The sequence below is a fragment of the Psychrobacter glacincola genome (assembly GCF_904846215.1).
Taxonomy (GTDB): Bacteria; Pseudomonadota; Gammaproteobacteria; order Pseudomonadales; family Moraxellaceae; genus Psychrobacter; species Psychrobacter glacincola.
On the sequence record NZ_CAJGZK010000016.1, the window covers coordinates 52,971 to 74,018 of the forward strand.

A 21,048-nucleotide genomic window follows, 5' to 3' on the forward strand; every position below is an offset into this window, starting at 1 on the left:
TAAAAATAATGAAATATACTGACTGTCGCCAACGTCAGTGAGATTTGTAGCGATGATTTAAGCTGATTCAATACTGATATTGATATCATTAGATGACGGTTGAAGTCGCCTAAATCATGTTATTAACGTCATATTAGTGCAAAGTAATACATTTTTAGAACCACCCCTTTCATGGATAAGATAATGGCAATCGCTAGTATTACTGAATTTTTTCAAGAGATTGCTCGTGATCTACATACCAGCCTTTATCTCGCCATTGGCGGCTCTATCGAGGAAGGCACCTTAGATTGGTCATCGAAATCAGTAGAGCTGGTGAGCACTGGCATCAAAATTCTAATCCTGCTTGCGATATCGGGGTTTATGTATTGGCTTGCTATCTATGTACTCAAAAAAAGCAAAGACCGCATTCGTCTGAATGAGCGCCGCGCTAAAATTGCCCGCTCTATCCTGCGTTATATATGGATCGTGACCAGTATCATTGCCATTATGAGTCAGCTGAATTTTGAGCCAGATACCATTAAAGCCACTGCCAAAGCCAGTACATGGGCGGGGATATATTATGTTTTATGGACATCATCTGGACAAATTGTCCATAAAATACTACAACACTATGGTTTAAATGCCTCTATTGAGCAGCTGCTCAAAAATATCTTATCAGTGCTATTACTGGTATTAGGGCTTGCCAGCGTTATGGCGCAGTTTGGCTTTGATATTGTCTCCTTAGTAGCAGGTTTGGGTATCGCCGGCTTGGCAGTCGGTTTTGCCGCGCAGTCAACGCTTGCCAACTTTATCGCAGGCATTACTATTTTGCTTGAGCAGTCCTTTCAAGTTGGTGACTGGGTCAATATCAATGACAATGAAGGTCGCGTAGTGGTGATTGCCTTACGTACGACCCATGTCTTAACTCGTGATAATATTACGGTCATCATACCCAATTCAAATGTCGCCTCCTCCGTCGTCACCAATCTCACCTCCAAAAACTTTATACGCTTTGATATTCAGATGCGTATTGCTTTTGAAGATGATATTGATAAAGCACGCGATGAGATTTTGCAGGTGCTGTCCGATAATGAGGCGGTACTTAATCGACCTGAATCTTCTGCAACCGTAGCAGAGATTGGAGAGTATGGCGTATATTTTATTGTACGATTTTGGGTCAAACCAGCGGCGGTTGCTCGTATGCCTAAAATTAAAGAGGGTTTGCGAGAGAATATCAAACGCGCCTTTGATACCGCCGATATTTCAACCCCTTATCCGCATATGCGTCTATTAATGCCAAGAGAAGTTGACTATCCCATAGTGACCAAGCCAGTAGCGAAGACCACGCAATTGGTCACAGAATCAGTATCGCTAAAAAAGGATGATAAATAACGTTTATTAGAGCGTGTCCCTAATCTGGAAAAGTAATCTCAAAAGCCTTAAACGACAGAGACTACTTCAAACATGTCTCTCTAGGATATGGCCAAAGCAGCTAGCGTATAGTCAGGGAAAAGTAATATCGATACATCAAGTACTGCTGATATTCATTTTTTTTGCTTGCTGTGCCTACGCAGACAGAGGCTGCAAAAAATTTATATCAGCAGCACTGTAGCGTTTTTGAGATATTTTAACTATAGCTTGTAAGGTATAAAAAAAGCTCCTATATTTTGATAGCTTATATAGTGAATATGCCCTTAAAGATTTGCTTATGGGTTGCTATAACTATTATTATATAGATGGACTATAGTCGGTTAGATATAATTTAGATACAAGGAAGGCGAGTGAAAGTATTACAAATAGTAGACTAAGCGAGACTGACACCGTATCTAATGTATAAAGGATTGACTATATTTTGAAAAAAAACAATAACCCAAATCGGAGTAAATAATGATTACCCATGTACCTGATGTGACTTTCAAAACTCGTGTTCGTGATGAGTCTATTGGAGGAGACAACCCATTCAAATGGTATGACCTAACCACAGATGAGTTATTTGCCAATAAAAAAGTGGTTGTGTTCTCACTACCAGGTGCCTTTACGCCAACTTGTTCGACCAGCCATCTGCCTCGTTATGAAGCGCTTTACAATGAGTTTAAGGCGTTAGGCGTAGATGAAATCGTTTGCATTTCTGTCAATGATGCCTTCGTCATGTACCAGTGGGGTTTAAAGCAAAACCGTGAAAACGTTTTTTTGCTGCCTGATGGCAACGGTGAGTTCACTCGTAAAATGGGCATGCTTGTTGATAAGAGTAATCTTGGCTTTGGTATGCGCTCATGGCGTTATTCGATGTATCTCGACAACAAAGCAATCAAAAAAGTGTTTAAGGAAGCTGATTTTGGTGACAACTGCCCAACAGACCCGTTTGAAGTATCAGATGCAGACACCATGTTAGAGTATTTGAAAAGTAATGCTTAACCACAATGCTTAAGTACATTGGCTCTTGACTGTTGTTTTATCAGATAACAGGTATCAAGCGTCGATAAATGCTCAAATACTGAGGCTCGAATACTATCGAACTGCGTAGTCCTTAAAGTTAAGGGCTACGCAGTTTTTTTATGGTTTTTACAAAAATATCTACCGCTGAGCGATGTTATTTTCCTCGTTTGACTACCATTTATCTCAATTTTATTACCATTTTTAAAATGAGAAGACACCTTAGATTAAGAACCAATAATGAGCCATTTGTTTAATCTGACCCTAGAGATAGTCAGTTTAAAATAAAAGCGATACGATTGTAATAACGTGCTATTGGCTATAATTTTTTCTTGCTTGCTGTTCGCAGGCGTGACAGAGGCTGCAAAAAATTTATAGCCAATAGCACTGTATCGTTTTTAAAATGAATCGACTATAGCAATGGTTTTAATAATACCTTAATGCCAAAATTTCAAACCCGGTCTTTTAATCAAAACCACTTAAACCATCTATAGCATAATTATGGTAAAATTGACGGTTAAACCTCTTATTTTATGACGTACATTATTTATCAATTTAGCCCACAGGTATCCGTATGACCGAAACAACCGCGCTCGCCTCTTCCTCAGCGTCTTTACAACCATCTTCACAAGCATTTTCACAGGTATTGTCACTTGATCTTATCATTACCTGCGCCGATGGGTTGGAAGCACCGCTACAGACTGAGCTGACCAGTTTTGGTATTGCAAGCGAGATGAAAAGCACGGGTCGCCTTGCGGTTACAGGTACCTTGCGTGATTTATATAAGATCTGTCTGTGGTCGCGTGTGGCATCGCGCGTATTAATGCTGATTAAGCGCAAAAATATCAACGCCGAATATGATGTGGCTGAGCAGCTGTATGGTTTGGCAAAATCGGTCAATTGGACGGAACAATTTAGCTTAGAGCAGACCTTTGCCATTCGCTTGTCTGTAGATAAACGTGTGGCGGTCAGTCAGCAGTTTGCCATGCTACGTATCAAAGATGCGATTGCGGATACCTTTAACGAAGTGTATGACAGCCGCCCTAACGTCGACAGTAAAAATCCAGACTTTTCTGTATTTGCGACCGTCAATGACAAGCAAGCTGAGTTATATCTAGATTTGTCAGGTACCAGCTTGCATCGCCGTGGCTATCGCGTGGCAATGACAGAAGCGCCACTAAAAGAAAACTTAGCGGCTGCCCTACTTTATAGTGCAGGCTGGCATAAGAAAAATGAGGCAGGCGATGCGCCTTTTTATAATGCGCTCATCGACCCGATGTGTGGCTCTGGTACCTTTATCATTGAAGCGCTACTTATGCATTGCGATTATGCCGTCGGTATCGATAAAGCCGCCAATCAGTTCGGGTTTTATCAGTGGCAGCATCATGATGACGCTTTATGGCAAGAAATGATTGATGATGCACAGACACGTTTCCGTGCAGCCTTAGCAATTGCGAATGAGCAGCCGGATACGTTGCCGCTCATCTTTGGATTCGATGCCGATAATGGCGCCATTATTGCTACAGAAAAGAATCTGATTGCCGCAGGTTTACAAGACTTACTGCCGCTACTCGATATAGAAACGCGCCCCCTTGATCAGCTAAGCACGCTATTAAAACCTTTGGTTGCTGACGGTCGTTTGAGTAATCCTTTGATTATCACCAACCCACCTTATGGTGAGCGTTTAGGTGATGAAGAAATGATCAAGCCATTATATCAATCGATTGGGCTTATTTTACAAGACAGCTTTGCTGGCAGTGGTATTGATCCGATGCTTGGTATATTGGCATCTCACGTTGAACAAGTCGATATCTTGCCAATTAGAGAACCAAAAACGTTGCGCTGTCATAACGGCGCTATTACTGTGTATTTCCGCTATGGTACCTTGATTGCTGGTCAAACGGGCAATCTTGTTAGCCGTTTTGAGAAACGTGAAATTGAAGTAGAAGACGGTCAAGACTTTATCAATCGTTTGCAAAAAAATCTAACCCGACTTAAGAAATTGGCTAAGAAAGACAATGTGAGTAATATCCGTGTCTACAATGCTGACCTGCCTGATTTTAAAGTGGCAATCGACTTATATGGCGACTATGCTCATGTCCAAGAGTACGCGCCGCCAAAGACTATTCCACCAGAAACTGCCAAAAAACGCTTTAATTTGGCGCTAATGGGTATCCGTGAAGTGTTCGGTATTAACCGCGAACAGATTTTTATCAAAACCCGTGCTCGTCAATCGGGTAATGATCAATATAGCAAACAAGGCAATACCGAAAAGCGTGGCAAGTTTTATATTGCCCGCGAAGATGGTGCTTATCTGTATGTCAATTTCACCGATTATCTCGATACGGGTCTATTTATTGACCATCGTAATATGCGGGCGCGTATCAAAGACAACAGTCGTAATAAATCGGTATTGAACTTATTTGCTTATACTTGTACCGCGAGTGTGCATGCGGCATTGGCAGGCGCTAAAAAAGTCACCAGCGTGGATTTGTCACAGAATTATCTCGATTGGGGCAGACAAAATTTTGCTTTAAATGGCTTAAATGTCAGTGGAAATAAATATCAATTTGTTGCTGCCGATATTTTTGAGTGGATAAAAGACAATACAGAACAATTCGATATTATTTTTATTGATCCGCCAACCTTTTCAAACTCTAAAAAGTTTCAGGGTACTTTTGATGTCCAGCGTGATCATGCCGCACTGATTAACCGTGCGATGAACCGCTTGACGGCAGACGGTATTTTATACTTCTCTAATAACTTTACCCGCTTTGAGCTGGATGAGCAGTTGACTGAACGTTATGACATCGTTGATATTACCCAAAAAACCATTGGTTTTGATTTTGATATTAAAAAACCGATTCATCAAAGTTTTGAGATTCGTCATCGTCAGAGTCTATAACAAACACTAAATCTTAGCTTTGACGCCTAACTGGCTATAAAACATAACAATGACCCAATCAGCTTTGATTGGGTCATTTTTTGTTGGTATGATAGAACGCTACCCGCAGTACATAATGTGTCGATATTACTTTTCACTGACTGTATAACGAATCCAATTTAAAAACGACAAAGTACTATTTCGAACTGACGGTCTTAAAACAGTTTTTACTTTTACCGTTGTAATCGTGCAATCCACTCTACTCCAATAAATAACAAGGACCAATCCATGGCATTATCTCTGAATAAAGGCGGTAATTTATCGCTAACCAAAACGGATCCAAACTTAACAAAACTGCTTATTGGTCTTGGTTGGGATGAGCGCGCGACTTCTGGCGCGGAATTCGATCTTGATGCGAGCGTATTTTTATTAAATGCCGCTGGCAAAGTACGCGGCGACCATGACTTTATCTTTTATAACCAACTCAAATCTGACAATGGCGCCGTTGAGCATACGGGTGACAACCGTACGGGCGAAGGCGATGGTGATGACGAAGTGGTCAAAGTCAACCTAACGCAAGTACCTGCTGATGTCGATAAAATCGTTGTTACAGTCACTATTCATGATGCCGCTACGCGTAACCAAAATTTCGGACAAGTCGCCAATGCATTTATTCGTGTTGTGAATGAGGAAACAGGTACTGAAGTGGTCCGTTTTGATTTGGCAGAAGACTACTCTGTTGAGACAGCGATGGTATTTGGGGAAGTCTATCGCCACAATGCAGAATGGAAATTCCGCGCCGTTGGTCAAGGCTATTCTGGTGGCTTACAAGCCATGTGCCAGCAATATGGTGTCGTTATTTAAACTGTTATTTAAATCAATATTTTAGCCCGCGCTAAAATCATCCATCAGATGATAAGCACTCTCAAAAAATACAGTAATTATGCTTTGCTATTGGCTTTGATAATGGCTGTAAAATGTGGTTGCAAAATAGTCACAATTTTTAATAGCCAAATGACTGATAATGCTTTATGTTTCGTTTAAAATTATGCAAAAAAGTGGTTAGCAATAACTGCTTTTTTTATGCTGCGTCTATAATAGACAACCTTAGCTTTACGCAACCAGACAGGATGTGTCATGAGACATTTTTATTTAGACTTCATCTTTACAGCTATCGCATTGATGATAGCTGCATGGTGGGGATATTCACATGGCGGTATGGGCGGTTTGATAACCACCCTTTCTATTACTGCTATTTTGGCCGTCATGGAGATTTCATTATCATTTGATAATGCGGTGGTCAACGCCTCAGTCCTTAAGGGCTGGGACGAATTTTGGAAAAAGATATTTTTAACAGTCGGTATTCTAATCGCTGTATTCGGTATGCGCTTGGTGTTCCCGATTGTCATCGTTGCCGTTACTGCCGACCTTGGTATGATGCAAGTTATAGATTTGGCATTGAACGACCCTAAAGAATATTCAGCCAGATTATTAGCGCATCATGCTGAAATCTCAGCATTTGGTGGTATTTTCTTATTGCTCGTCTTCTTAAACTTTATCTTTGATGAAAAAGAAGTGCATTGGTTTGATTGGCTTGAGAGCCGATTGGCGAAACTGGGCAAAGTTGATGCCATGAGCGTATTTGTCGCGCTTATCGTCTTGATGATTGCCGTATCATTTGCTAACCCTGAACAAGCTTCTGCTGTCCTAATCGCTGGTGTATGGGGTATCTTGATTTACCTTGGCGTACAAGTGGTCTCTGGTATGCTTGAGGGTGATCTCGAAGAAGACTTAGAAAACAAAGAGAATGGCTCAGGTGCCGCAGCGACCAGCGCGATTATGAAAGGCGGTATTATCGGCTTCTTATACTTAGAAGTCCTTGATGCCTCATTCAGTTTCGATGGCGTGATTGGCGCATTTGCGATTACCAACGACGTGATCGTGATTATGCTTGGTCTTGCCATTGGTGCGATGTTTGTACGTTCGATGACTATCTTCTTGGTCGATAAAGGCACACTTGATGAGTTTGTCTATCTTGAACATGGCGCTCATTACGCTATCGGTGCCTTAGCCATCATTATGCTATTGTCAGTGAAATTCCATGTGCCAGAGATTATTACTGGTTTGATTGGTATTGCCTTTATTGGTTGGGCATTTGTCGCTTCACTCAATTATCGTAAGCAACAAGCAAAGTCGATTACCTAGTGTTTATATAACAAGGTGTATAGACAACATAACGTAAAAATATTTTGTCTTAAAGCGTTATTAATGACAGGTTATATCAAGCAATTGGTATGACCTGTTTTTTTATAGCTTTTTATTTTATGAGTAATCTATATCATTAGATTTTACTTGATTGCTCGGTTCGATATTGCAACCTTAATACCAACTTTAGTATCTAAGAAATTCGTTTTTGATAACAATATCTTAACGATTGTTATCGGGACACTTAGAAAGTATCAGATTTGCACAATTGCTATATCTGTTAGTAACCATAACATCAGCGCACAAAATACGCCTTGCTTAGTGAGCAAACGCTTAGTATAGTAAATCGTAATGATATGCAGCGCATGACGTACAGATAGATTTTTTTAACGGCGTCTATATATCGACCACTGCACTATTTGAGTTCATTTTTTATCAATCAATTTAATTATTAATCCAAAGGATATTTATATGGCTATTAGCTTAACAAAAGGCGGCAACGTAAACTTATCAAAAGAAGCGCCAGGTTTGACCAATATCACGGTCGGTCTAGGCTGGGATCCACGCGCCACTGACGGTCAAGATTTCGACTTAGACGCTATCGGCTTCTTGGTCAATGAAGCAGGCAAAGTCCGTAATGACCAAGACTTTATCTTTTTCAATAACTTAAAATCTGATAACGGCGCGGTTGAGCATACCGGTGATAACCGTACTGGCGAAGGTGCCGGTGATGATGAAGCCATCAAAGTAAATTTAGCGAGCATCCCAGCTGACGTTAGCAAAGTTGCCTTATGTGCCATCATTTATGAAGGTCAGACCCGTAACCAAAACTTTGGTCAAGTTGGCGACGCTTATATTCGTGTCATCAATGACAACGGCGCAGCTGAAATCGCTCGTTATGACTTATCAGAAGATGGTAGCACTGAAACGGCGATGATTTTTGGTGAATTATACCGTAATGGTAGTGACTGGAAATTCCGCGCAGTGGGTCAAGGCTTTAGCGGTGGTCTTGGACCATTAGCGGCCTCTTATGGCGTCAACGTTTAACAGTCTAATTGACTTAATCGTGCCGCAAGCCAACTATTATAAGTAAGTAACTATTTATTTACGAGCTACTTACGAGATCTATAAGCCATCAAGTGTGTTGTTTAAGACATTTGATGGCTTTAAATTTAAGTATCGTTAAAATATCTCAAAAACGCTACAGTGCTGCTGATATAAATTTTTTGCAGCCTCTGTCTGCGTAGGCACAGCAATCAAGAAAAATGAATATCAGCAGTACTTGATGTATCGATATTACTTTTCCCTGACTATAGCTATAAATGTAATCGCTAAATGATATTGATAGAATATATTTACTACACCCTCTACAGATGGACTCATAAAAATATTACAACAAGGACTTTTTATTTATGGCTGCAACGTTTAGCTTAATCGGTACTATCGAGCCTTTTTTGCATTGTAACCTTAAAAAAGGCGACTCAATCTATTGCGAAGCCAATGCCATGGTAATGATGGAATCAAACCTTGAGCTAAAAGGCAAACTGCAAGGTGGACTGATTCAGTCATTGATGCGCCGTTTTGCTAACGATGAGTCACTTTTTCAACAGCAAATTGAAGCGGTAAACGGTGAAGGTGATTGCTTGCTGGCACCAACGCTCGACGGCGATATGCAAATCATTGATTGCGGCAAACATCAATATACCTTGAGCGATGGTGCTTTTGTCGCGGCGCAAATCGGTGTCGATATCAGAGCCAATATCCAACGTAACTTAGGTGGCGCAGTCTTTGGCGATACGGGCGGCTTTATGGTTATGCAGACGCAAGGTCAAGGTCAGGTGGTGGTATCGGGTTTTGGTTCATTATTTGAGATTGATGTAACGCCAGATAAAGATGTCATTATTGATAATGGTCATGTGGTCTGTTGGGACTCAACGCTTGATTATAAGCTTTCTGTATCGACCAGCAAGAAAAAAGGCATCATGAGTAATATTATTAATTCAGTCACCAGTGGCGAAGGCATGGTGCTGAACTTTTCAGGATCAGGCAAAGTTATTATCTGCTCACGCAACCGTGACAGTTATCAAGGGTGGCTACAAAGCATCTTGGGCACCAGTTCAGGTGGTCGCTAGCAGATTACTAGGCAATATTTTATAGCAATTTCTCATACAACTATTATAAGGATGATCACATGGCAGTTAGTTTACAAAAGGGTCAAAAAATATCCCTAAGCAAAGAAGCTGGCGGCGAGCTTACCCAAGTAAAATTGGGTCTAGGCTGGGACGTCTCCCAAGGTCCACAAGATAAAAAAGGCGGATTATTAGGTAAGTTATTCGGCGGCAGCAGCGGCGGCGATTCTATCGATTTAGATGCGTCATGCATCATGTTTGATAGCAATAAGCAGCCGGTCGATGCTATTTGGTTCAGCCAGCTTAAGTCGAAAGACGGCAGTGTCGTACATACCGGTGATAACCGCACTGGTGACGGCGATGGCGATGATGAAGTGATTAATGTTGATTTATCAAAAGTCCCAGCTAACGTGGTGTCGTTGGTATTTACCGTTAATAGCTTTACTGGTCAGACGTTTGAAACCGTAGAAAATGCGTTTTGCCGTATCATCAATGCCAATAACAATACTGAGGTAGCGCGCTATAATCTGTCCTCACAAGGTACTCATACCGCGATGATTATGGCAAAAGTTTATCGTCATAATAATGAGTGGAAAATGCATGCCATCGGTGAAACGGCAACTGGTCGCACTTTCCATGACTTGATGCCTGCTATCACCCCGCATGCTTAATAGCCATAAGTATCATTTTTGAAATGATATCTTAATGTTAATGAGAATCATGCATAAAAATCAGCCCATCTAGTGATAGATGGGCTGATTTTTTACGTTTGATAAAGCATATGAATGAAGTCGTTATTTACTGCCGCGCTTCCAGCTAAAGCCCCAATTAAAGGCTTTATCCATCTCTTGATGACCTTTAAAGTACTCATTAATCCGCTCAACATTGATACTGCCTTGTTGATTGACCAGACGCGCAATAGCGCACATCGGCAAGTTGCCTGTACCTTCCGTCAAGCGTGTTTCAATCGGTGGCTGGTCAGGTACATGAATGGTCACTAGCCCATCTGTTTGCGCCCAATTTGGTGCGCCTTCGTAGATAAAAGCAAAGATAAACACCTCTTCAATCTGTGACCACTGCTGACCATTAATGTCCAGCCATTCGCCGCCGCTGACTTGTCCTGTTCTATCGTCGGCACGCAACAACACATAAGGCGCTGACTGCAAGCTACCAAAGCGACTGCCTAAAGCTTGAATGAGGGTTTTTTCACCATTTTTCAGATGAATCATCGCGCCGACATCAAGATCGATTCCACCCGCTTTATGTTGCTTAAACAAATCACCAAGCAGTCCTTTTTTGGGCGCTTGCTTGCTGGTATCTGGACGTTGATTCCAGTTTAAATTGACAGAGATTTTACCAAAGTCATCGCGCTTTTTAAGATTGATACTAGATTGGTTTTTGGTTAAGGTTATTTTACTTAAGTTAATCGAAGGACTAGTAGAGCTGGCAGGCATTGGCGGTGGCGTATTTGTTTGAGACGCACTACCGGCTTTTTGCGTATTGATTGGTCGCTGCGTATTAATAGGTTGAGGCTGGTTTTGTGATGAGTTTTGTGACTGATTTTGTAAAGGGCTTTGAGCTGGTGCTTCATCAGCGATGTCAACACCGAAATGCTCAGACAAAGGTTTTAAGCCGCCTTCAAAACCTTGAGCGATAAAACGAAACTTCCAATTGCCTTGCCGACGATAACATTCCGCTAAGATAATAGCTTTTTCATTGCGTCCAACAGCAGCACTTAATTGGCAAGTTATCAGCACTTGACTGCCTTGTAGTACTTGAATATCCACATCGCCAACTTGAGCCAAAGTCTGCGCGCTAGAAAATGCTAAGGCAATCTTCTCAATACTGGCAGGCTGCGTAGGCAAATTAATATCAAAAAATCCATCACTGTCATGACCGCGGAAGCTGACGCTACCATCATCGCTACGTATCTGACCATAAAATATCATGTCGCCATCGCCGCGCACTTTGCCATCACTCGTCAAACGGTAAGCGGCGCAATCGATAGGGTTTTGGCTTAAGATACGGATACTGATATTATCCGTTGGTAGTGGCGCATTGGCACCAGCAATCAGTGTTTGAGGTGGGGCTTGGCTCATTTTTTATCCTTTAAATGATTTATTATTTGCTTTGTTTGTTAGATTGACTATCGCTATATAGTAGCATGGATGGCACCACAACCTTAATCAGAACCCACGTCTCATAAAACGTCAATAATTTATAAAAAACAGTAAAAATCCTTGATGCTATTTAATTGGAAGCAGTTATAACGTCTAGCATTTGTATATAATAGAGCCCGTTATATAGAAATGCCATACCTGAGGTTATTTGGACATAGATTGGATTGCAAACCACTTTGTGACGACGATACCGAGTAATCCAAAACCCTATTATTTAAGAGAGTGCTAAGAGAATTATGGATAACCCTGCTAACGATAGTCATCATACAAAAGTAAGCGCTGCTTGGTTGGCTGAAGGTCAGTCAAGCCAGCGTGATATGCTCGCTAGCTTGCAAGCGTTAAAGTCTCAATTTAACACACCCTTTACTATCATTGCCTCACATCGTCATAATAGACCTGAGATTTTTGCATTTGCTGATGTCGTTTACCGTGAGCCTTCTGTAACCGCTACAGACAGCGATGAGCAAACAATGCTCGAAGCCGCCGAGACATTGACGCCGCGTTGGGAGTTTGTCTTAGAGCAAGCCAAAAACAACAACGTAAAAGTGTTACTCACTGGACGCAATGGTATTAATTATGAAGCTCATCGTGAGGCATTTAATGAAGCGGGTATTCGTCTATTGACGGGTGCGACCAGCGTTGCAGCATTAGAAACCATCGATGATAAGTTTGCCTTTATGCAGCAGTGTCATGAGCATGACATCCCTGTCGCCGATGCGTGGCGCTTTGACAATGTAACAGAGCTTGAGGCTTTACTTGCCAAGCACGGTCATCAGCCGTTATGTGTCAAACCAGTGACGGGTATTTTTGCGCAAGGGTTTTGGCGTTTGGGCAAGGATAAAGAAGCGGATGAAGAAAATGATGAGCAATACGACAGTTTTGAGCATCTATACTTCACTGAAGAGAAAAAAATCAATACAGCGCAGTTTATCAATGCTTATGTAAACAGCTTAATGGTACATGAACGCCCTATTCCGATGCTACTGATGCCTTTTTTATCAGGGCAAGAGTATTCTATCGATGTCGTCTGTGAATACGGTGAAGTATTGGCTGCCGTCACGCGCTATAAAACGGGGAAAATTCAGCACATAGGTTATGAGCAACCAGTCATGGATGTGGTCATTCCATTGATAAAAGCGTTTGGCTGTGATGGCATCATTAGCGTCCAGACCAAAGCTGATGATTATGGTCAGCACCGTGTGCTTGAGATCAATAGCCGCCCCTCTGGCGGTATTGATTACACCACTCATAGCGGTGTCGATTTAACGCAAATTGGCTTTGCTTATTGGTTAGGATTAACCGACAAGCCAAAACTGGTTGATATCGCTCAGCAAATTGTACCCTGCCAAGTACGTTCAATCATGGTGGGTGTTAAGATTGAAGACGATGCGGTTGAGTAAGCAGCAGGCATTTAAATAACTAATCATCAACGATTACATAATTTGTTAGGGGCGCACGATGACAGTACAGACCACATTAGTGCTAGGCGCAAATACAGTGATCGCGCAACCGCAGTACTCAGTCGTATTTTCGACAGCAAAGCCGCTTACTTTTGGTCAACAGCTTGGTCTGATATGGCTGCCTTTAGACGAGCATCGTAAAGCGGCTTGTAGTCCTGCCTACTTGCATGAAACCAAAGATTGGGCCAAGCTCAATACTGTGGATAATCCAAACGAGTGGCAACTTGATTTGCCGCAGCTATTCGACAGTCAAGGCGTCAGCTTCTTACAACTTATTGCCTATACTTATCATGAACCAAGCCTTAACTTGCCAGCCGTTGAGCTCGATAGTATTAGCCTAAAACTCAATAATAGCGCTATCAGTTATGACTTTAAGGCTACTGAACGTCACGTGAAAGCAGCGATTATATTAGAGATATATCAGCGTAATGGTCAGTATAAATGCCGTGCTCTAGGAGAAAGCTCTACCCAAGGGCTTGCAAGCTTAGAGCATCGATTACAAGTTAGCCTAGATATGCGCTCGCCTAATACCCATGCGCTGATTCAAGATGCTCAGCGCCAGCAAAATCAACCACATAATGAGTCACGCCCACCACGTCATGCTCAAACTGGTGAAACGTGGACAGGGACAGCGTTTGCTATTGACCAATATCACCTACTGACCTGTTATCATGTCATCGAATCGGCAGCGATGATTGGTATTCGTCAGCAAGGTCAGCCTGATCGCGAGGCGCAAGTGGTGCTTAGTGATATCGGTAGCGATTCAGCTATTATTAAAGTCAGCGAGCCTCTGCCAAACTATTTGCCCTTAGCGCAGCAATGCTCTGATAACTTGGGCGAGACCGTGACGACGTTGGGATTTCCGTTATCAGGACTGAGCAGCCAGCTACAAGTCACGCAAGGCTGTATCTCAGGGCTGACAGGGTTAAGCGATGATATTCGTTATATGCAGTTTACTGCACCCATTCAGCCGGGCTCTAGTGGCAGCCCTTTATTACTGCCAACTGGTGAAGTGATCGGCATGGTGACATCAAGTTTTGTGCACGAGCATGCACAAAATATGAACTATGCAGTGAAATTTCAGTTATTATCCGCCCTACTCGCGAGTGCTGGAATCAGCTTGGATGATTTGTCCGATGGTTCACTCGCTAACACTGGCGCTCTAACGACGCCGCAACTCAGTAAAAAAAGCCGTAGTGCTTTGTGGTTGGTAGGATGTGAGGGTTAACCGCTATTAATTAAAAATAATACCAACACCTAACATGATACGAGAACAGCTACTTAAATAGAAGTCTGTGAAGGAATATAAATGTCGTCTAAGCTCAATAACATCGCAGTACTTATCGATGCTGATAATGCTTCTGCAAATAGTATCGGCTATATTCTCCAAAAGATAGATACCCTTGGCCGCGTCACTTGCAAAAAAATATATGGTGACTGGGGAAATGCCCACATCAAAGGTTGGCAAGAAGCGCTACTTAAATATGCCATTGATCCCATGCAACAATTTGCTTATGTAAAAGGTAAAAATGCCACCGATATCGGTCTAGTTATTGAGGCAATGGACTTACTTTATAGTGACAAATATGATTGCTTTTGTTTGATTTCAAGTGATAGCGATTTTACCTCGCTGGCAGTACGAATTCGCCAAGATAGCATTAAGGTATTTGGCTTTGGTAATCGCAGTACAGTCGACGCCTTTACTAAAGCCTGTGATAGTTTTTACTATATCGAGGATTTATTGCCGACCCCTACGATAACAAAGACTCAAGATATTTCTAATAAAACTAATGCTCCTAATGAAAAAACTATTCAAAATGGTATGAATGGAATCTCAGTGAAAGAATGGGATGCAAGTCGTCTAAAATGCGATACTAAACTGCTAAATAGCTTACGCTTATCTATTACTGATGATCCAAGAGCACAAGATGATCACTGGATAAACTTTGCCATAGTAGGCAATAACCTTAAGAAAAACTATCCTAATTTTGATCCTGCAATTTACGGTTACTCTAAACTCGCCGACATTATTAAAAATATCGATCTATTTGAAACAAAGTCTGTGAACTCTACATTGTATGTGCGTGAGACAAAGAGCAGCACAGTGCCATTAGCAGCCAAAATAACAACCAAACCTAATACTAGTAACACGGCCACGCAATGGACAACTAAAAAGCTGCAGGCGGAAACACAGTTAATTACAGTACTGGGCAAATTGATAAAAGAAGACCCAAAATCTGATAAAGGATGGTCAAATATATCCTATCTTGCCAGCCAAATTAAGCAGCATCATATTGATATAAAACTCGATAAGTATGGTTATAAGAAATTTTCAGATTTAATAGATGCTCTAGAATTATACAAAACGCGACGCGAAAATAAAGTCATATCAATTAAATTGAGACCTCAAAAGCAAGTTTTAGAGGTAGTCAAAGAACATAAAACACTTCAAATAAAACCAAAACTGAATTCTTCAGAGTCAGTTAGCAACACTAAAATCGCTAATATTAATTTTTCAAAACTAGTCCCTAATGAGTATACTTTTGTCACTATTTATTCCAGCAGTCAAACTGACATCAGATTATTTTGTATGAACACCAAACAAAATAATGGCGCTGCTAAAGACATTATTCATGCTAGTCAACGACGTAGCAAAGACAGCTCTATTTTGCTGACACGAAAAGAAGCTAATGGTATCGCTAAATCCAACTTCATGTGTAGTTTAGAGAAGCAGGACAAGGATATCGATCAGCTTATTTTTGTAGTTGTGAGTAAAATTAATAGTACTTTTAGCAAAGACTGCCCAATCATTGAAGTAAATATAAATAATCGCCACAAAGGAATGTTATTCTCCGAAGAATTTAATGTTCAGAATAAAACTGGTAAGAACTTATTGTTATTCAACTTAAACCGAGTAGGTGGCGAATGGCAATTTTTGCCACAAAATACTATCATCAGCGGCGACCTAAGAGAACTTTGCAACATATCGGATACCCTTAAATCATGAGCTTAACTAATCATAACGTAACACCTGATATTGTTTATAACCGAACCATCACTCTACCTCGCGGTACGCTTGATTTAACCTATCAAACCAATGCAGCGACTGCTAAAAACGACTCAGAGAAAAATGGCAGTTATCAGCTAGAAGACTTGCTCGATTTCGCCCAGCGTATTAACCCAAAACGCGCGTTTTTATTCGTCTCAAAAGTGTTAGGTCGTCATATTCCGGTGGCACCTAGTACTATGCGTAACGCTTTTACTGATTTGGCAAACCTAGTACCTGAAGAGTTACCTGAGCCGATTTTGGTTATTGGAATGGCTGAAACTGCCGTTGGTTTATCTGCTGGTGTACATCAAGCACTACAAACGCGTTATCCGCATGCTTTACTGTTGAACTCTACGCGTCATGCACAGCACGACGACGATAGCATTAACTCTTTGCTAACCACTTTTAGCGAAGACCATAGTCATGCTAGCCAGCATCTAATTTATCAAAGTGCTGATAAGGTGATGCAAGAGCAACTACTTGCTAGCAAAACACTAATTATGGTCGATGATGAAGCGTCCACTGGCAACACTTGTGTCAATGTCGTCACGGCGCTACGTAACGCAGGGCTAAGCCAACTAGAACAAGTGCATCTCACAACCTTGGTTGATTGGTCTCTAGATCAGCATCAGGCTAATGTTGACGCCGATGATACGATCGCAAAACGCTTACCCAATATTGAGTTTTATCGCCATCATTTGCTATCTGGTGCTTGGACATGGACAGATGCACCCAACCCCAAGCCTATTATTATGCCATCGGTCGATACGACCGAAGCTGGCAGTCAGGCTTTGGGTAACACGGGTAATTGGGGGCGTTTTCCAACACTAGATAGTACGGATGGTTTTAATCATTATCTGGCAAGCTTTCAAACATTATTTACATATTTTAATGGGCAAACACAGTTTGATAAAGAACAGTTGCCCACACGAATTCTAGTATTAGGCAGTAATGAGTTTGTCTGGTTGCCGTTTTTATTGGCGGAATGGCTTGAGCAAAACACCAAAGTACATAATGACCGTCATACGATTAAATTTAGTGCATTAACACGTTCACCGATTGCACTTGGCGGTGGAATTACCACGATGTTAAGCTTTAATGACAATTATGGGCTTGGCATGACCAACTTTGCTTACAACGTCGAACCTAGCGATTGGGATTTAATTGTCTTATGCGTGGAAACGTCGGCAGACAGTGTGGATGCCATGTGGCAGGATTTGGATAATGTGTTGGTAGTAAGTCCGACACTTTAAATTAAGTTCTGATTCTCAAGCTCATCATTTACGGACAACCTAATGACCATCCCATTTTTCCAAGCAAATCAAAATATCATTAAACCTTACGCTCTAATGGATTTAGACGATACGCTATTTCAAACTCAACGCAAAATCGATGCTTGGCAATTAGCAACGACTGAGCCTGAAAAATTGGTTTGTGCCACCGTCAATAAGCAAGGCGAGCCATTAAGCTTTATGAGTCAGCGCCAAGCGGCATTCTTTAATTGGCTTCTTGCCAGCACCGAATTGATAGCCGTCACAGCACGTGATCGTCAGGAGATTAAGCGCGTTAAGTTGCCCTTTAATAGCTGGCAAGTATTGACCCATGGCGCAATTATTTTGACATCTGATGGTGACTTATTAAGCGCATGGCAGCAGCATATGTATAATGCGCTTGCCCCATTACAAAATACACTTAACCAGCTGGCTACGTGGGTTAATAGCCAAAAAAGCCATAGTACTCATAACGATTTAAAGCTTACCACGCATACGGATGCTTTTATCGAGAACGAGCTGACCATTTATCTGGCGATCAAACACACGCAAAAAGACCATCAAGCATTGGCAGAATTGGCTAAGCAGCTACCGATGCTCATACCAGATTTTGATGCGCATTTTTATGTACATGTCAATGCCAATAATTTGGCAATATTACCGCATGTGGTTCATAAGCGTCATGCGGTGCAGTTTTTATTAGAGCAGCATTTGGATCATCAGCGCCCAAGCTTTGGTTTTGGTGACAGTCTAGCAGACCTGCCATTTTTGCAACTGCTTGACTGGTATGGCCTGCCAAATCACGGGCAACTACATGAGAAATTTTCAGCTTCATAATAGAGCTTTTATTCTCATTATCAGCATACGATTATCACCACGACTTCACACTGCTATCACCACTTCATCATATTGTCACTAAGCGAGTACCCATATTTCTACCATGACTGCAAATAACCAAAATACTCAAATAGCCGATTTATCACAGTATGGCTCAGGCAGCTATCTTGCCAGCGATGTCACTGTCTTACTCGACATCGTTGATAAAGACGCCATTGCGGATGTCCCTGTTCATCAAAAAGAAGCGCTGATCCAAAGTGGGCAGCGTCATTACTCTGATATGCTAACATTGGAGGACGCGCCAAGTGTCATGCACGAACAGCTGTATATCGAGGCGTTAGAGCAAGGCAAAGTAAGAGCAGCTACTGATATTGCCAATTTGGCCTATACGCTACAGCAGATTTTTCAGCTGAACGTCAATAATGAGCGCCCGCTGATATTGGTTAGTCTTGTGCGCGCCGGTTTGCCGATTGGTGTGCTGTTGCAGCGCGCATTGGTGGATGCTGATAGCAGCTACGCCCTACCCAGTGTGCATTATGGTATCAGCATCATCCGAGATCGCGGTCTTGATGCGATTGCTTTACAGATGATATTAAGCCGCCATCCTCATAGCCCGATTGTATTTGTCGATGGTTGGACGGGTAAAGGTGCCATTTATAAAGAACTGGCGCGTAGTCTAGAAGCGTTTGCCGAGCCCAACCATCTCAACTTTGCCAATATTTTTCATCAGGGTAAAGGTGCTATTCCCTTATTGACCCTTGCTGATCCGGCTGGCGTCGCCTGGCTTGCTGCTAGCGAGGAAGACTGGTTGATTCCATCGGGTTTATTGAACAGTACCGTATCAGGGCTCATATCACGTAGCTTGTATACTGAACCAAAACTGGGGCTACATCGCAGTGTTTTTTATGATAATTTAATTGAGGCAGATCATAGCCTAGCTTTTATCGATTGTATTGATACCACAAGGCGCACATTAAGCACGCCTTTACAAGGCTTGCCAACCTATAAGCAGCCTCGCTATCAGACCGCGGACTTGATAGAGACGCTGGCAGCGGACTACGCTATCAGCAATCGTAATCGTATTAAGCCAACCATCGCTGAGGCGACACGGGCGATATTGCGCCGCGACCCTGAATGTATTTTACTAGCAAGCGCTGAGCATCCCGATACCATATTATTGCGCCATTTATGTGCACAGCGACATATCCCTATTAGGGTCTTAGGTGATAAAATACTGCCTTATCAAGCCATTACGCTCATTAAGCGGCGCGGCGCAGACGAGTAATGCTTTATCGTTTTGCGCCTTGTGCTTGAGGGTTTTAACCGCTCTTTTATACCTATTCATTTACCTCTATTTACGATGCCTATTATGTCAGATATGTCAAACAACGAGTGCCACCTTTATCAAAACACCCAGTCTTATGCGCATCTGATTACTGAGCGTCATGCCATGCTCAAGCCTCATATGCATCATCCGTATCAGTTGGGGGCGAGCTTGTATATGCCAGCGACGCGTCAAGATATTTGGCAAGTGATCAAGCGTGATAAATTACCGACGATTAATAGTATTATCATCTGCCTAGAAGATGCGGTCAGCCACCATGATGTTGAGTTGGCACTTGAGCGCCTGCAAACGCTGCTGCATACATGGGCGACGCACGTTGATAGTATCAATGAGCCGATACAGCAAGCTGATATGCAGTCCGAGCAACCAACGCGCCCGCTGGTATTTGTACGTCCGCGCCATCCGGCCATGCTAGAGCAGTTATCAAATTTTACCCATATTGATTTGATTGATGGTTTTGTAATGCCCAAAGTCGATATGTATAGCCTGTCTAATTGGCGCATGGCGTGCCAGAATCTCAGCACCGAGATGCTATTGATGCCGACGCTTGAGACGGCAGCATTGTTTAATCCGCATCATAATCAAGAGCTTGCGATTGGTTTTAAAGAAGCCTTTAATCAGCCCGTATTTGCTTTGCGTATCGGTGGTAATGACTTGTTTGCAGCATTGCGTTTGCGCCGTCCTAAAAACAGCCTTGTCTATGACACGCCCGTTGGTACGCTCGCCTATCAGCTGCTTGGCTGTTTTGTGCCGCATGGCTTTTATCTCTCGGCACCGGTGTTTGAGTATTTGGATGAACCCACACTATTTATGCAAGAGCTGACGCGTGATGTGAGCTTGGGATTGGTTGGCAAAACCGTTATTCATCCAAGCCAGATTGCCTTGGTACAGCAAGCTTATTGCGTACCGCTTAGCATTTTAGATGAGGCGCAGGCAATCTTGCATAGCGAGGCAAAAGCGGTCTTTAAATATAACAATACCATGTTAGAGCCTGCTACTCATCGTGCTTGGGCAACTGAGATCGTCAATCGAGCTAACGTTTTTGGCACCATTAATGATGGTAATAACGACTACACAGCGCGCTTATAAATTGTAAACACTCCTTTTAAAGCGCCTAGATTAACACATGAAGTGCAATATCAAATGCGAGGGGAAAAAAAGACCTAGATGCGCTAGCATCAAAGTCTTTATCCACCGACCAAAGTGAGATTGCAACCATGAACTATACACATCTAAGCCTAGGGGAACGATACCAGATTTATGCCCTTATAGGGGC

The 21,048-nt window shown here is 42.2% G+C and carries 16 protein-coding genes; 15 read left to right on the forward strand and 1 reads right to left on the reverse strand.

The features are described 5' to 3' along the window. Positions 1-183 precede the first annotated feature (183 nt). The 8 genes from JMW90_RS09845 to JMW90_RS09880 all read left to right on the forward strand — a co-directional run bounded on the left by JMW90_RS09845 (position 184) and on the right by JMW90_RS09880 (position 10,301). The gene (locus tag JMW90_RS09845) at positions 184-1,371 is read left to right on the forward strand and encodes a mechanosensitive ion channel family protein (protein WP_227691932.1); all 1,188 of its coding nucleotides are present in this window, start codon (positions 184-186) and stop codon (positions 1,369-1,371) included. A gap of 495 nt (positions 1,372-1,866) precedes the next feature. Further along, on the forward strand, positions 1,867-2,394 hold the full coding sequence (locus JMW90_RS09850) for a peroxiredoxin (RefSeq protein WP_201563696.1): 528 nt from the start codon (positions 1,867-1,869) through the stop codon (positions 2,392-2,394). A gap of 592 nt (positions 2,395-2,986) precedes the next feature. After that, a complete protein-coding gene (gene rlmKL / locus JMW90_RS09855) occupies positions 2,987-5,317 on the forward strand; it encodes a bifunctional 23S rRNA (guanine(2069)-N(7))-methyltransferase RlmK/23S rRNA (guanine(2445)-N(2))-methyltransferase RlmL (protein WP_201563698.1) in 2,331 nt (776 codons plus the stop codon). A gap of 267 nt (positions 5,318-5,584) precedes the next feature. After that, entirely contained in the window at positions 5,585-6,160 is a 576-nt protein-coding gene (locus JMW90_RS09860) for a TerD family protein (RefSeq protein ID WP_201563700.1), read from the forward strand. A gap of 273 nt (positions 6,161-6,433) precedes the next feature. Continuing rightward, positions 6,434-7,501, forward strand: coding sequence for a DUF475 domain-containing protein (locus tag JMW90_RS09865; protein WP_201563702.1), 1,068 nt, complete (start codon positions 6,434-6,436; stop codon positions 7,499-7,501). A 471-nt stretch (positions 7,502-7,972) separates the two neighbouring features. After that, complete coding sequence (locus JMW90_RS09870; RefSeq protein ID WP_201563704.1) at positions 7,973-8,548, forward strand: TerD family protein; 576 nt, start codon at positions 7,973-7,975, stop codon at positions 8,546-8,548. A 365-nt stretch (positions 8,549-8,913) separates the two neighbouring features. Beyond that, positions 8,914-9,633, forward strand: coding sequence for a TIGR00266 family protein (locus JMW90_RS09875; protein ID WP_201563706.1), 720 nt, complete (start codon positions 8,914-8,916; stop codon positions 9,631-9,633). A 59-nt stretch (positions 9,634-9,692) separates the two neighbouring features. Continuing rightward, positions 9,693-10,301, forward strand: coding sequence for a TerD family protein (locus JMW90_RS09880; RefSeq protein WP_201563708.1), 609 nt, complete (start codon positions 9,693-9,695; stop codon positions 10,299-10,301). A 123-nt stretch (positions 10,302-10,424) separates the two neighbouring features. On the opposite strand, the gene JMW90_RS09885 is transcribed toward JMW90_RS09880, so the two are convergent. Continuing rightward, on the reverse strand, positions 10,425-11,729 hold the full coding sequence (locus JMW90_RS09885; RefSeq protein ID WP_201563710.1) for a TerD family protein: 1,305 nt from the start codon (positions 11,727-11,729) through the stop codon (positions 10,425-10,427). Positions 11,730-12,046: 317 nt separating this feature from the next. On the opposite strand from JMW90_RS09885, the gene JMW90_RS09890 reads away from it, so the two are divergent. The 7 genes from JMW90_RS09890 (at position 12,047) to JMW90_RS09920 (ending at position 20,861) form a co-directional block, all read left to right on the forward strand. After that, positions 12,047-13,210: an ATP-grasp domain-containing protein gene (locus JMW90_RS09890; RefSeq protein ID WP_201563712.1), complete on the forward strand. Its 1,164-nt coding sequence runs from the start codon at positions 12,047-12,049 to the stop codon at positions 13,208-13,210. 58 nt (positions 13,211-13,268) lie between these two features. Further along, a complete protein-coding gene (locus JMW90_RS09895) occupies positions 13,269-14,498 on the forward strand; it encodes a S1 family peptidase (protein ID WP_201563714.1) in 1,230 nt (409 codons plus the stop codon). 81 nt (positions 14,499-14,579) lie between these two features. Beyond that, positions 14,580-16,277, forward strand: coding sequence for an NYN domain-containing protein (locus JMW90_RS09900; protein WP_201563716.1), 1,698 nt, complete (start codon positions 14,580-14,582; stop codon positions 16,275-16,277). Continuing rightward, a complete protein-coding gene (locus JMW90_RS09905; RefSeq protein WP_201563718.1) occupies positions 16,274-17,572 on the forward strand; it encodes a phosphoribosyltransferase domain-containing protein in 1,299 nt (432 codons plus the stop codon). The genes JMW90_RS09900 and JMW90_RS09905 overlap by 4 nt, the downstream gene beginning before the upstream one ends. A 42-nt stretch (positions 17,573-17,614) precedes the next feature. Then, positions 17,615-18,427: an HAD hydrolase family protein gene (locus JMW90_RS09910; RefSeq protein WP_201563720.1), complete on the forward strand. Its 813-nt coding sequence runs from the start codon at positions 17,615-17,617 to the stop codon at positions 18,425-18,427. A gap of 103 nt (positions 18,428-18,530) precedes the next feature. Then, positions 18,531-19,712, forward strand: a complete 1,182-nt coding sequence (locus JMW90_RS09915; protein WP_201563722.1) for a cysteine protease StiP domain-containing protein — start codon at positions 18,531-18,533, stop codon at positions 19,710-19,712. A gap of 84 nt (positions 19,713-19,796) precedes the next feature. After that, positions 19,797-20,861, forward strand: a complete 1,065-nt coding sequence (locus JMW90_RS09920; RefSeq protein ID WP_201563724.1) for an HpcH/HpaI aldolase/citrate lyase family protein — start codon at positions 19,797-19,799, stop codon at positions 20,859-20,861. Positions 20,862-21,048: the final 187 nt, after the last annotated feature.